The 13,230-nt window shown below is 32.2% G+C and carries 10 protein-coding genes and 4 tRNA genes; 11 read left to right on the top strand and 3 right to left on the bottom strand.

From position 1 onward, the window contains the following. Positions 1–42 precede the first annotated feature (42 nt). On the top strand, positions 43–837 hold the full coding sequence (locus tag B4E95_RS06240) for a T9SS-dependent choice-of-anchor J family protein (protein ID WP_291062378.1): 795 nt from the start codon (positions 43–45) through the stop codon (positions 835–837). A 45-nt stretch (positions 838–882) separates the two neighbouring features. Here B4E95_RS06240 and B4E95_RS06235 read toward each other — a convergent pair whose 3' ends face one another. Continuing rightward, positions 883–2,022 (bottom strand): methionine aminotransferase, encoded by a 1,140-nt coding sequence (locus B4E95_RS06235; RefSeq protein ID WP_114998290.1) that lies wholly within the window; start codon positions 2,020–2,022, stop codon positions 883–885. A gap of 107 nt (positions 2,023–2,129) precedes the next feature. Here B4E95_RS06235 and B4E95_RS06230 point away from each other — a divergent pair, with 107 nt between their 5' ends. From B4E95_RS06230 to B4E95_RS06215, 4 genes are read left to right on the top strand one after another with little or no spacing between them, the layout of a single operon-like run. Beyond that, positions 2,130–3,980 carry a DNA topoisomerase IV subunit B gene (locus tag B4E95_RS06230; protein ID WP_114998288.1) on the top strand — a complete coding sequence of 617 codons (1,851 nt, stop codon included), beginning with the start codon at positions 2,130–2,132 and terminating at the stop codon, positions 3,978–3,980. Between the two features lie 42 nt (positions 3,981–4,022). Next, positions 4,023–4,529, top strand: coding sequence for a hypothetical protein (locus B4E95_RS06225; protein WP_291090717.1), 507 nt, complete (start codon positions 4,023–4,025; stop codon positions 4,527–4,529). A gap of 4 nt (positions 4,530–4,533) precedes the next feature. After that, positions 4,534–7,101: a DNA gyrase/topoisomerase IV subunit A gene (locus B4E95_RS06220; RefSeq protein ID WP_291090810.1), complete on the top strand. Its 2,568-nt coding sequence runs from the start codon at positions 4,534–4,536 to the stop codon at positions 7,099–7,101. Further along, a complete protein-coding gene (locus B4E95_RS06215) occupies positions 7,101–7,808 on the top strand; it encodes a rhomboid family intramembrane serine protease (protein WP_291090715.1) in 708 nt (235 codons plus the stop codon). The genes B4E95_RS06220 and B4E95_RS06215 overlap by 1 nt, the downstream gene beginning before the upstream one ends. 69 nt (positions 7,809–7,877) lie before the next feature. Here B4E95_RS06215 and B4E95_RS06210 read toward each other — a convergent pair whose 3' ends face one another. Beyond that, positions 7,878–8,510 carry a C40 family peptidase gene (locus tag B4E95_RS06210; RefSeq protein WP_038334971.1) on the bottom strand — a complete coding sequence of 211 codons (633 nt, stop codon included), beginning with the start codon at positions 8,508–8,510 and terminating at the stop codon, positions 7,878–7,880. 218 nt (positions 8,511–8,728) lie between these two features. Here B4E95_RS06210 and B4E95_RS06205 point away from each other — a divergent pair. The 5 genes from B4E95_RS06205 (at position 8,729) to B4E95_RS06185 (ending at position 9,760) form a co-directional block, all read left to right on the top strand. Then, positions 8,729–8,800 (top strand) — tRNA-Glu (locus tag B4E95_RS06205). Between the two features lie 94 nt (positions 8,801–8,894). Beyond that, complete coding sequence (gene rpsT / locus B4E95_RS06200; protein WP_038334974.1) at positions 8,895–9,149, top strand: 30S ribosomal protein S20; 255 nt, start codon at positions 8,895–8,897, stop codon at positions 9,147–9,149. A gap of 12 nt (positions 9,150–9,161) precedes the next feature. Continuing rightward, a tRNA-Glu gene (locus B4E95_RS06195) sits at positions 9,162–9,233 on the top strand. A 286-nt stretch (positions 9,234–9,519) separates the two neighbouring features. Continuing rightward, a tRNA-Glu gene (locus B4E95_RS06190) sits at positions 9,520–9,591 on the top strand. Positions 9,592–9,688: 97 nt separating this feature from the next. Then, positions 9,689–9,760, top strand: a tRNA-Glu gene (locus tag B4E95_RS06185). A 130-nt stretch (positions 9,761–9,890) separates the two neighbouring features. Here the strand turns inward: B4E95_RS06185 and B4E95_RS06180 are convergent. Then, positions 9,891–11,627 carry an ABC transporter ATP-binding protein gene (locus tag B4E95_RS06180; protein ID WP_291090808.1) on the bottom strand — a complete coding sequence of 579 codons (1,737 nt, stop codon included), beginning with the start codon at positions 11,625–11,627 and terminating at the stop codon, positions 9,891–9,893. A 176-nt stretch (positions 11,628–11,803) separates the two neighbouring features. On the opposite strand from B4E95_RS06180, the gene B4E95_RS06175 reads away from it, so the two are divergent. Continuing rightward, positions 11,804–13,225 (top strand): hemolysin family protein, encoded by a 1,422-nt coding sequence (locus tag B4E95_RS06175; RefSeq protein ID WP_180905690.1) that lies wholly within the window; start codon positions 11,804–11,806, stop codon positions 13,223–13,225. Positions 13,226–13,230: the final 5 nt, after the last annotated feature.

Genomic DNA, 13,230 nt, shown 5'->3' with positions numbered 1-13,230 from the left:
TTGTTGTTGAATTATTAAGTTTACAGTTAAACACATAATAATATGATTAAAAATTTATTTTTTATAGGATGTCTATTTTTGACTCCTCAACTTTTTGCACAAACAGTCGTTTTTGAAGAAAACTTTGATACCCCAGAAAGACAAGCATTGTGGACGATTGGAGAATTAGATGGAGACGAAGATACTTGGGAGTTTGTAGATGCTGCAGAAGCTGAAACTCCTTCTTTTAGAGGTTCTTTTGCTTGGTCTTGGTCATGGTTTTTTGAGGCTTTAACACCTGATAATACATTAACAAGCCCAGTTTTTAAAATTCCTGAAGGAAACAAAACAGAATTGACTTTTAAGGTTTCTGCTGCAGATGATGAAGAAGGTTTTTTTGAAGAACATTACGCGGTTTATGTAATTCCTGCAAATTCAACTTTTACTGGTACAGAAACAGCAGCTTTTGAAGAAACATTAGATGCTGGATATTTTAATGTTGCTAAGACAGTTAATGTAGATATTTCAAAATATGCTGGACAAGATGTTCAATTGGTATTCAGACATTATAAATGTACAGATATTTTATACATTGGTTTAGATGATGTAAAAGTCACGCAAGAAAAATTAGCAACTTCTGATCTTAATAAATCAACTATTTCTGTTTATCAAGATAATGGATTGGTTAAAGTTTCAGGAATAAACGATGTCAAAAAAATTAAAATATTTGACATGTCAGGTAATCTCGTTAGAGAGGTTGATCAGTCAGAGGCAAATATTTCCGCTTTACCAAAAGGAATTTATATTGTTAATTTTTATTCTGGAGATAATGTTATTTCAAGAAAAATTGTAAAATAATAAAATAATAAAAACGAGCTTTAAAATAGAGCTCGTTTTATTTTTCTACAAACTTTTCAAATTTTCTAAAGCCATTAAAAGTGTTTCATCCTTTTTAGCAAAACAAAATCGAATTACTTTGTTATCTGTTTTATCATGGTAAAATGCTGAAATTGGTATCGTCGCAACTTTATTTTTGATGGTTAACTGTTTTGCAAACTCATCATCAGATAAATCACTTATTTTAGCATAATTTGCACTTACAAAATAAGTTCCTTCGCAAGGCAAAACTTCAAAATTTGTTGAAGCTAAACCTTTAACAAATAAATCTCTTTTTTGTTGAAAAAAATCATTCAAATGCAAGTAATGATCAGGTTTTTCTAAATAATCTGCAATTGCATATTGTGATGGTGTATGCGTAGAAAAAGTATTGAATTGGTGACATTTTCTAAACTCTTTCATCAATTCTTTTTCGGCTAAAATATAACCGATTTTCCAACCAGTTATGTGAAATAATTTTCCGAAAGAACCTACGATGAAAATCTTGTCTTTTACTGATTTTAATTTTGCAAAACTTTGATGCGATTTTCCATCAAATGTAATGTGCTCATAAACTTCATCTGCAAGCAAATAACAATTTGAATCTTTTAGGATTTGTTCAAATTGTTTTAAATCATTTTCGGATAAAATTTTTCCAGTTGGATTATTCGGATTATTAACGATAATCAATTTCGTTTTATCATTAATTTTTTTCTTCAATTCTTCAAAATCGATAGAATATTCAGGATATTTTAGCTGAATTGGAACAATTTTTCCTCCAAATAATTCAACCGTTGGTTGATATAAATCGTAAGCAGGTTCAAAAATAATTACTTCATCATTTGGATGAATTAATGTAGAAACAACATTAAAAATCGCTTGACTTGCACCACTCGTAATGTTAATTTCATTCTGAAAATCGTAATCAGATTGATAAAGATTAGAATATTTTTCTGAAAGTAATACACGCAATTTTTCGACGCCAGTCATTGGCGCGTACTGATTGTAATTTTGTGTTGAATAATAATTTAAACGACTAATTAATTCAGAATCTGCATTAAAGTCAGGAAAACCTTGCGCTAAATTAATCGCTTGATGTTCATTTGCCAATTGACTCATTACCGAAAAAATGGTTGTCGAAACATTGGGTAGTTTAGATTTTATCATATTGGTAAATTAGGTCGTTTTTGCTCAAAATCAAAACAATGAACCTTAATATTTTTAGGAAATTTTTTCTTATTTTTGTAAAACTCGTTTAACACTCAACAACTCAAATGTCAGAATTAGATCAACAAGTAAATTATACGGAAGACAATATCAAAACCCTTGATTGGCGCGAACATATTCGCATGCGACCTGGGATGTATATTGGGAAGCTGGGAGATGGTTCGTCTCAAGATGATGGAATTTATATTTTGTTGAAGGAGATTGTAGATAACTGTATCGATGAATTTGTGATGGGTGCAGGAAAAACAATCGAAATTAATCTGCGCGAAGATGAGGTAACGGTTCGTGATTATGGACGTGGAATTCCGCTTGGAAAAATGGTTGACGCCGTTTCTAAGATGAATACAGGTGGTAAATATGATTCACAAGCTTTCAAAAAATCGGTTGGTTTAAATGGTGTTGGTACAAAAGCTGTAAATGCGTTGTCAACATCGTTTCGAGTGCAATCTATTCGAGATGGAAAAACACGTATTGCAGAGTTTGAGCAAGGGATTTTAGCAAATCAAGAAGATGAAAAAGAAACATCTTTACGAAAAGGAACTAAAATTACATTTATCCCAGATAAATCGATTTTCTTGAATTTTAAATTCAGAAAAGAATATGTAGACAAAATGTTGAAAAACTATGTTTACTTAAATCCAGGATTGAAAATTATTTTCAATGGAGAAGAATTCTTTTCGAAAGACGGATTGAAAGATTTATTGAATGATAATATCGAGGAAGAAACAATTTATGATATCATCCATTTGAAAGGAGAAGATATCGAAATTGCGATGACGCACAGCTCGAAATCATATTCGGAAACGTATTATTCTTTTGTGAATGGTCAAAATACAACGCAAGGAGGAACACATTTAACAGCTTTTAAAGAGGCTGTTGTGAAAACTGTTCGCGAATTTTATAATAAAAATTATGATCCTGCGGATATTAGAAAATCAATTATTGGAGCAATTTCGATCAAAGTAATTGAGCCAGTTTTTGAATCGCAAACAAAAACTAAACTTGGTTCGAATGAAATTGGACCAGGAATGACAACGGTTCGCACGTTTGTAAATGATTTTATCAAAACGAATCTTGACAACTTTTTACATAAAAATACAGAAGTTGCGCAAGCATTAGAACGCAAGATTAAACAATCAGAAACGGAACGAAAAGAGCTTTCTGGAATTCGAAAATTAGCGCGTGATCGCGCCAAAAAAGTTAGTTTACATAACAAGAAATTGCGCGATTGTCGTCAACATTATAATGATCCGAAAGCTGAATTACGTTTAGATACAACTATTTTTATTACCGAGGGAGATTCGGCAAGTGGATCGATTACCAAAAGTAGAAGTGTAGAAACGCAAGCGGTTTTTAGTTTGAGAGGAAAACCGTTGAATTCATACGGTTTGACAAAGAAAATTGTTTATGAAAACGAAGAATTTAATCTTTTACAAGCGGCATTAAACATAGAAGAAGGATTAGAAGATTTACGTTACAACAATGTTGTAATTGCAACTGATGCTGACGTCGATGGAATGCACATTCGTTTGTTGATTATTACATTTTTCTTACAATTTTTCCCAGAATTGATCAAAGAGGGACATTTGTATATTTTGCAAACGCCACTTTTTCGTGTTAGAAATAAAAAGGAAACACGTTATTGTTATTCTGAGCCTGAACGTATAAAAGCGTTGGAAGAAGTTAAAAATCCAGAGATTACGCGATTCAAAGGATTAGGTGAAATTTCGCCAGATGAGTTCAAACATTTTATCGGAAAAGATATTCGTTTAGAACCAGTAATGATTGGAAAAGATCAAACCATCGAAAGTCTTTTAGAATTTTATATGGGGAAAAATACACCAACAAGACAAGAATTTATTATTAACAATTTAGCCATAGAATCTATTAAAAATTAAATAAAAACCAAACCAATCTTAACCTAAAACCTATTTTAAATTATGAAAAAAAATAATAAAAATGTGATACAGCTCTTTAAAATGCTAAATTTCACCATCGTTATTTTAATCATTCTAAATCTTATTATGTATGCTGGTATTTTACCTTACAAGTATCACATAATACCACCTTATGTTGTTGCAATTTTTATAGCGTTGCTTATTTATGTAAGCTATAAAGGTGGAAATCAATTTTTTGCGATAGACACAAAAGGTGAAACCATAACTTTTGAAACGAAGAATGTTGGATTTTTACCCTTCTTAGATTCAAAAACGAACAAAATCGATTTACCGAAGTATAAATTGATCAAATACGATTTTCAGAAAGGAATTCTTTCAAAAAACGTTGTCTTTTATATTAACAGTAAAAAGAATCCTACCAATTTAACAAAAGTCAAATTTCGTTTAGCATTCATTTCTAACCGAAATATTAATATTATTTTGACTGAATTAGACAAAATTGTGGAGTCTAATTGTATGGTCAAAAACAATGTAGAAGTAGCTATTTAACATGATGCAAGACAATCAAGAGAGCATCAAGAAGGTTTCTGGTATGTACCAAGAATGGTTTCTTGACTATGCCTCTTATGTAATTTTAGAACGAGCAATTCCATCTATTTATGATGGTTTGAAACCAGTTCAGCGTAGAATTTTACATTCAATGCGCGAGTTGGAAGACGGACGATATAACAAAGTTGCGAACATTGTAGGAAATACGATGAAATATCACCCGCATGGTGATATGGCGATTTCTGATGCAATGGTTCAAATTGGTCAAAAAGAATTGTTGATCGATATGCAAGGAAACTGGGGAAATATCTACACTGGTGACCGAGCTGCTGCATCGCGTTATATCGAAGCTCGATTGACTAAATTTGCGTTAGAAGTTGTCTATAATCCAAAAACTACAAAATGGCAACCATCTTATGATGGTCGAAATAAAGAACCAATTGATCTTCCAATTAAATTTCCTTTGCTTTTGGCACAAGGAGTAGAAGGAATTGCAGTTGGTTTGTCAACAAAGATTTTACCACACAATTTTAATGAGTTAATTGATGCGTCAATTTTACATCTGAAAGGAAAGAAATTTCAAATTTTCCCAGATTTTTTAACTTCTGGATTGGTTGATGTTTCCGATTATAATGATGGATTGCGTGGTGGTAAAGTGCGTATTCGTGCAAAGATTTTGCAAGAAGATAAAACAACGCTAAAAATTACGGAAATTCCTTACGGCACAACGACAGGATCTTTGATTGATTCGGTTTTGAAAGCCAATGATAAAGGTAAAATGAAGATCAAAAAGATTGAAGATAATACAGCGGCTGAAGTTGAGATTTTAATTCATCTTGTTCCGGGAAGTAGCCCAGACAAAACGATTGATGCATTGTATGCATTCACGGATTGCGAGATTTCTATTTCGCCAAACGCGTGTGTGATTAATGAACAAACACCGGAATTTTTAACAGTTTCTGAAATTTTAATTCACAATACAAACAATACAGTTGAATTGTTGAAAAAAGAGTTAGAAATTGAGTTAGATGAGCTGCAAGAACAATGGCATTTTTCTTCGTTGGAACGAATTTTTATCGAGAATAGAATTTATCACGATATCGAAGAAGAAGAAACATGGGAAGGTGTAATTTCTGCGATTGATAAAGGGCTGAAACCACATATTGCGCATTTAATTCGTCCAGTTACGGAAGAAGATATTACGCGTTTAACAGAAATTCGAATCAAACGTATTTCAAAATTTGATTTAGATAAAACGCAACAATTTATTGAATCATTAGAAGATAAAATCGAGAATGTAAAACATCATTTAGCAAATTTGATTGATTATGCGATCGATTATTTCAAAAATCTAAAGACAAAATACGGAAAAGGAAAAGAACGTAAAACAGAAATTAGAACATTTGATACGATTGATGCGACAAAAGTTGCCGTTGCAAATACACGTTTTTATGTGGATAGAAACGAAGGTTTTATCGGAACTTCATTGAAAAAAGACGAGTATTTATTCGAGTGTTCTGATATTGATGATATTGTGGTTTTCAAACATGATGGTTCGATGATTGTGACAAAAGTTGATGCAAAAACGTTTGTTGGAAAAGGAATTATTCATGTTGGAATTTGGCATAAAAATGATAAACGTACCATTTATAACTTGATTTATCGCGATGGTAAAAATGGTCCGGCTTATCAAAAACGTTTTGCTGTAACGGGAATTACGCGCGATAAAGAATATGATTTAACCGCTGGTAATAAAGGTTCGGAAGTTTTGTATTTTTCAGCGAATCCAAATGGTGAAGCCGAAGTTGTATCAATTATTTTGAAAACTCATCAACGAATCAAAAAATTAAAATTCGATATTAATTTTGCTGATTTAGCGATTAAAGGTCGTGCATCAAAAGGGAATTTGGTGACGAAATATCCAATCAAAAAAGTAGAATTGAAAGAGGAAGGAGTTTCGACTTTAGCACCTCGTCAAATTTGGTTTGATACGGATACAAAACGTCTTAATGCAGATGGATTGGGACTTTTATTAGGTTCTTTCAAAGGTGATGATAAAATTTTAACGATTAATAAAAAAGGTGAAGCAAAATTGGTTTCGTTTGATTTGAGTAATCGTTTTGACGAAGATTTAGAAATTATCGAGAAATGGAAACCTGCAAAACCGATTTCTTGCGTGTATTATGATGCAGAAAAAGATCGTTATTTTGTGAAACGTTTCCTTTTAGAAGATACATTTTCTCCGCAACCTTTTTATACGTTAGAAGATAGTAAGTCATCAATCAAAGTTGTTTCGACAGATTATTTACCAGTTATTGAGTTGATTTTCCCGAAAGTAAAAGGTTTAGAAAAAGAACCAGAAGTGATAAATTTAGAAGAATTTATTACTATTAAGGGAATTAAAGCGCAAGGAAATCAGTTGACAACGTATAAATTAAAACAAATTAATGTGTTGGAACCGCTTCCGTTTGAAGAACCAGAAGAAGAGGAGGAGTCAGAAGAAGAGCTGCAGCCGACGCTATTTGATGCGATTGAGGAGGATAATAATGAAGTAGAAAATATAGAAGAATAATGGGAGATATCTCTATTGTGGCATTAGTCGTTATTGGATTGAATGTTTTGGTAAGTTGGAAAGGTTTTAACGATTTAGCTTTTTTTGAAAAATATAAATTTCAAGTTGGGTCGATATTATATAATAAGGAACACTATAGAATTTTAAGTTCAGGATTTTTACATGTTGATTTCATGCATCTGTTTTTTAACATGTTTACATTATATATGTTTGCGAATCCTGTGATTGCTTTTTTTGCGAGTCCAGAAGGATTTTTGTTAGGCGACTTTTCGAATGCTAAACTAAATGTAGGTTACGGAATGTTTCTTTTAGTTTTTTTTGCAGCGGTTATTAGCGGAAATCTTTTGTCTTTGTTGATTCACAAGAAAGAAACTTTTTATTCGGCAGTAGGAGCTTCTGGAGGAGTCACAGGGATTTTATTCGCTGCAATTGCAGCTTTTCCTGAAATGGAATTAAGATTATTTTTTGCTTTACCAATTCCAGCCTGGATTTTCGGAATCTTATATTTAGGATATTCAGTTTATGGAATGAAAACTAATTTAGGGAACATCGGACATTCAGCGCATTTAGGTGGCGCAATTGTGGGATTATTATCTGCAATATTATTTTACCCAACAATTTTACAAATCAATATGTATTATATTTTAGGAATGATTGTTCCATTAATTGTATTGTTTGTGATGATTTTGAGAGAACATCGAAAATAAAAAATAAGACAAAAAAAGCATCAAGATTACTTGATGCTTTTTTTATATGATAATGAAATTATACTATTACTATAATATTCTTTTTACGTATAAGAATTTTGGTCCCCAATATCTATCATTTAAAGAAGATACCATAACGCCTTGAGAAGTAGATGAATGAATAAATTCTAAAACTCCATCTTTATTTCTTCCATGAACAATTCCTACGTGCGAAACTCTACCGCGACCTCTTGTTGCAAAGAAAACTAAATCTCCTTCTTTTGCTTCATCTGTACTAACTGTAAAACCTTCTCTTGCCTGATCTGCAGATACACGAGGTAAATTTTTATTGAAAGTCTCGAAAACGTTTCTAACAAAGGCAGAACAATCAATACCACTTCTTGTTGTGCCTCCGTATCGGTAAGGTGTACCAATATACGTTTCTGCCTCTTTTAATAAAAATCCTGCAAACAATTCATTCGTTTCTTCTAAAACGCTGTTTAACACAACCATAGATTTCGCTTCATCGTTAATTTCTATTGGTGTAACATCTAAATTGGCATGTTTATTGATTATTTTAGCTTGAGCTTCAATAGCTCTTGGTTTCGGTACGAAACTTCTCGAAGAATATTCTGTAGCTTCACTAACTGGGGTTAAAGATGAACATGATGTAATAAACATCGTGCAAACCACTGCAGCTACACCTAATATCGATGCTTTCATATATTGAGTATTCGTTTGTATAAATTTTAATAGCACCGCTAAAGTAATTGTTAAAATTATAACTCATTATATATAAGACATGTTTTGACAAAATATTAACTTCCTTAACATTTTTTAACATAAATCTATTCAAAAAAACTTTCAAATAAATTTGGAACTACAAAAAATAGTTCTACATTTGCACTCGCTTTTCACAACAAGTGGTTAAGCCGTCATGCGGCCCATTCGTCTAGTGGTTAGGACATCAGGTTTTCATCCTGGAAACAGGAGTTCGATTCTCCTATGGGCTACATAAAAGTGTTTTAGAAAATTATTAAATTAATTTGGCGAGATAAAATATTTGTTTATATCTTTGCCGAACTAAAATAGAAAGAGATTTAAGTTATGGCAAATCATAAGTCAGCATTAAAAAGAATTAGACAATCAGCGGTAAGACGCGATCGTAATAAATATTATCACAAATCAGCTCGTACAGCTATTAAAGCTTTAAGATCTGAGTCTGATAAAAATGAAGCAGAAACAGTTTTTCCAAAAGTTTCTTCAATGATTGATAAGTTAGCAAAAAGAAACATTATTCACAAGAATAAAGCTTCAAACTTAAAATCAAAGTTAGCGAAACATATTGCGGGATTAGCTTAATAAAATAAAAGTGGTCCCTTCGTCTATCGGTTAGGACACTAGATTTTCATTCTAGAAAGAGGGGTTCGATTCCCCTAGGGACTACAAATTAATAGATGGATTGCATTAATGCAATCTTTTTTTTCCTTGTTCATAGTTGTTGATTTTTTAAACAACCAGTAGAATACTGTGTAAAGGAAATTGTTTTTTGTGTTTTGTTTGTAAAGGTTAATCATAATGTTTAGATGATTAATCGGGAATGAAAATGTCGCTGTATAATTCAACTTGGTTCAAATTATTAGAATTATACATCGACTTTTCTACAACTCCCAACACAAAATGAGGTTCATTCAAAATAAAGAATATTCGAATTAATTAATTCATATTAAGTGGTCCCTTCGTCTATCGGTTAGGACACTAGATTTTCATTCTAGAAAGAGGGGTTCGATTCCCCTAGGGACTACAATTTGATTTAATTAAAAAAAAAGTATAAAATTTTCAAAAATTGTTTGGTAATAAAAAATAAACGTTTATTTTTGCACCACAATAATACGAAAGGAGGTCCCTTCGTCTATCGGTTAGGACACTAGATTTTCATTCTAGAAAGAGGGGTTCGATTCCCCTAGGGACTACTAAAAAGCATTCAGATTTGGATGCTTTTTTATTTTGAAATAGTTTAGTTTATATTGATTTATTGCGATCAATAAAAAAGCGTTTGAGGAAATAAACTTCAAACGCTTTTTGCTTTTATAAAAGATCCTTTTATAGCTTTGGAATTGCTTCTATCAATTCTTTGGTATAGTTTGTTGTCGGATGCGCATAAACCTTGTCTGCATCGTTCAATTCTTTCATTTCTCCGTGTTGCATGACCAATAATTGATCACTCATATATTTTACAACCGCCAAATCGTGCGAAATAAATATATAGGTAAAACTAAACTCTGTTTTCAAATCATTTAATAAATTCAAGACTTGCGCCTGAACAGAAACATCCAACGCAGAAACAGATTCATCACAAATGATAAATTTAGGATTTAAAGCCAAAGCACGAGCAATCCCGATACGTTGACGTTGCCCACCAGAGAATTCGTGCGGATATTTGTTCAAATCTTGATCTGATAAACCCACTTTTTGTAAAAGAGATGAAGCCGTTTTTAATCGCTCAGCTTTATTCAGACCAATTTTATGCACTTGCATTGGTTCTGTAATAATTTGCGCAATGGTTTGGCGAGGGTTCAAACTTGAATATGGATCTTGGAAAATAATCTGAATTTCTCTTCTTAATTTACGAATTTGCTCTTTTTTTAGTTTCGTAATATCTATACCATTATAATAAATTTCGCCGGCAGTTGGTTTTTCTAATAACAAAACCGTTCTACTCAAAGTTGTTTTTCCAGAACCCGATTCGCCAACCAAGCCCATTGTTTCACCTGGATAAACTTTGAACGAGATATCATCGACAGCTTTTACATTCGGGATTGTAGCGTTTCCAAATAGAGTCGAAGGATAGAAATATTTCTTCAAGTTCTTAACCTCTAAAATTGGAGGATTTGCATAAATTTTTTCGTGAAAAGCTTCGCGTTCTTCTTCTGTATAGATTTCAGTTTTGAAATTTGGATTTTCTAAGAAATCTTTCACCGTAGGTAAACGTTTTGCGCGTTCATCCAATCGAGGTCGACAAGCAATTAAACCTTTTGTATAATTTTCTTTCGGATGATTAAAAATAGTTTCAACATTTCCTTGTTCTACAACATCACCACGAAACATCACCAAAACTTCTTCGCAAACATTTGCAATTACACCCAAATCGTGAGAAATAAACAACATGCTCATGTTATTTTTTTCTTGTAATTCTTTCAATAAATCTAACGTCGCTTTTTGCACCGTAACGTCCAAAGCTGTTGTAGGTTCATCCGCAATCAATAATTTCGGCTCGCAAGAAATCGCTATTGCTATCATTACACGTTGCTTTTGTCCGCCAGATAATTCGTGCGGATAGGCTTTATAAATACGTTCGGGATTTGGTAATTTTACTTGTTCAAAAAGATGAAGAACTTTCTTTTTAGCTTCTTCTTTCGATAAATTTTGATGCAAACGAATCGCTTCTTCCACTTGTTCCCCGCAACGTAAACTTGGATTTAGAGAAGTCATTGGTTCTTGAAAAATCATTCCGATTTCATTTCCTCTTATTTTTTCCAGTTCTTTAGGCGAAAGTTTAAGCAAATCTATCATTTTATCATATTGACGAAAAAGAATTTCACTTTTGGGATGAATAATTGCATTAGGAGACAATAAACCCATAATTGCCAATGAAGTTAACGACTTTCCAGAGCCAGATTCTCCAACAATTCCTAATGTATCGCCTTGTTCCACTTTGAAATTGATGTTATTCAAAACTTGTTTATCTCCAAAAGAAATCGATAAATTTTTGACCTCGATAATATAATGTAAATCTTGCTTTTGCATGGCAAATTGTTGCTTGGTAAATGAAGTGGAAATTTAGTGATTTTTAGTCATTTTCTCGAATCAATAATTTCTAAGATTTTGTATTTATAAATTTTGTAATTTTGCTACGAATCAAAACGTTGTGATTTTTAATTTTTTTTATTAATTTAGATGTGTTGATTTACTGACTTATAAAAACTTATAACAAGTCAGTCTTTTAAATTCGAAGAATGGATACATACTCCCAGATTTCGACATTGTTTTTAGTCGCTAATCACAATGTCGCCGATGAAATTTCTGTAGCAAAACTTTTGCTTACAATTTTCCTTGTTTTATTAAATGGTTTTTTCGTTGCAGCCGAGTTTGCAATTGTAAAAGTACGTTCGTCACAAATTGAAGTTAATCAAGATATTAATGAAAGAACTTCAAATGCAGCGAAACGAATTGTTAATCATTTAGATTCTTATCTTGCCGCAACACAGTTAGGTATTACATTAGCTTCGCTTGGTCTTGGTTGGGTTGGAGAAAGCTCTTTAACGCCTGTAATCGTAAAACTTTTTGAAGTAGTTGGTTTAACTTCTCCTTCATGGACAGCGATTGCGCATAATGTTGCGTTTCCAGCAGCTTTCGTTATCATTACAATTTTGCACATTGTTTTTGGCGAATTAGCACCGAAATCTATTGCGATTCAGTATCCAACAAAAACTACATTTACAGTAGCTTGGCCACTTCGTGCATTTTATTTTGTTTTCAAACCGCTTATTGTGTTAATGAATGGTTTGGCAAATGTAATTCTTCGTGCGATTGGAATTCATCCTATTCATGGAGGTGAAATTCACACAGAAGAAGAGTTGAAAATGATTATTACAGAGAGTTCTGAAGGTGGAGCTATTGAGGAGTCTGAGCGTAATTTAATTCAAAATGTGTTTGAGTTTGATGATCGTCGTGTGATGAATATTCAAACTTTACGAAAAAATGTTTCTGCGATTAATATTAATACTTCTGTAAAAGATGCGTTAGATTATGCGATTAACGAAGGTTATTCACGTTATCCCGTTTACGAAGAAGAATTTGATAATATAAAAGGTGTCATTTACGCAAAAGATTTAATCAAGCAATTGTTAGAAAATCCAAATCAAACTGAAATTGAAGGATTATTGCGTGAGCCAATTTTTATTTCAGAAAATGCGTTGATTAAAAATGTAATGAAACAATTTCAGAAAAAACATATGCAAATTGCAATTGTAACAAATGAAGTTGGTGAAGTTGCAGGGATTGTTTCGATGGAAGATATTTTGGAGGAATTGGTTGGAGAAATTCAAGACGAATATGATAACGAAGATCCAATTGTTTCTCGTGTTTCTGAAGGTGTTTATAATATAAATGCACACAATGCGATAAGCGATATTAATCGTTTAGTGCCGTTTAGATTTGAAGAAAGTGAACACTATGATACGTTGGCTGGATTGATTTCTGAATGTTATCCTGATAAAGAATTAACGGAAGGAGATTTGATTGATTTGGAAGAATATACAGGAACAATTATCAAAATGTACCGAAATTCTGTTGAACAAGTACAATTGAAAGTGAAAGATGAATTGATTGAAAACTTCCGCGATGAACCAGATTCAGCAGAAGATGATGAAAATTAATTATT

The sequence above is a fragment of the Empedobacter sp. UBA7494 genome, from assembly GCF_002478465.1.
GTDB lineage: Bacteria > Bacteroidota > Bacteroidia > Flavobacteriales > Weeksellaceae > Empedobacter > Empedobacter falsenii_B.
Note: the sequence above shows the minus strand (reverse complement) of the source record. Positions and strands in the feature narration are given on the sequence as shown.

Bases quoted from the DNA above. Each gene is read 5' to 3' on its own strand.
- B4E95_RS06240 (WP_291062378.1), top strand. From the start codon at position 43: ATGATTAAAAATTTATTTTTTATAGGATGTCTATTTTTGACTCCTCAA.
- B4E95_RS06235 (WP_114998290.1), bottom strand. From the start codon at position 2,022: ATGATAAAATCTAAACTACCCAATGTTTCGACAACCATTTTTTCGGTA.
- B4E95_RS06230 (WP_114998288.1), top strand. From the start codon at position 2,130: ATGTCAGAATTAGATCAACAAGTAAATTATACGGAAGACAATATCAAA.
- B4E95_RS06225 (WP_291090717.1), top strand. From the start codon at position 4,023: ATGAAAAAAAATAATAAAAATGTGATACAGCTCTTTAAAATGCTAAAT.
- B4E95_RS06220 (WP_291090810.1), top strand. From the start codon at position 4,534: ATGCAAGACAATCAAGAGAGCATCAAGAAGGTTTCTGGTATGTACCAA.
- B4E95_RS06215 (WP_291090715.1), top strand. From the start codon at position 7,101: ATGGGAGATATCTCTATTGTGGCATTAGTCGTTATTGGATTGAATGTT.
- B4E95_RS06210 (WP_038334971.1), bottom strand. From the start codon at position 8,510: ATGAAAGCATCGATATTAGGTGTAGCTGCAGTGGTTTGCACGATGTTT.
- rpsT (WP_038334974.1), top strand. From the start codon at position 8,895: ATGGCAAATCATAAGTCAGCATTAAAAAGAATTAGACAATCAGCGGTA.
- B4E95_RS06175 (WP_180905690.1), top strand. From the start codon at position 11,804: ATGGATACATACTCCCAGATTTCGACATTGTTTTTAGTCGCTAATCAC.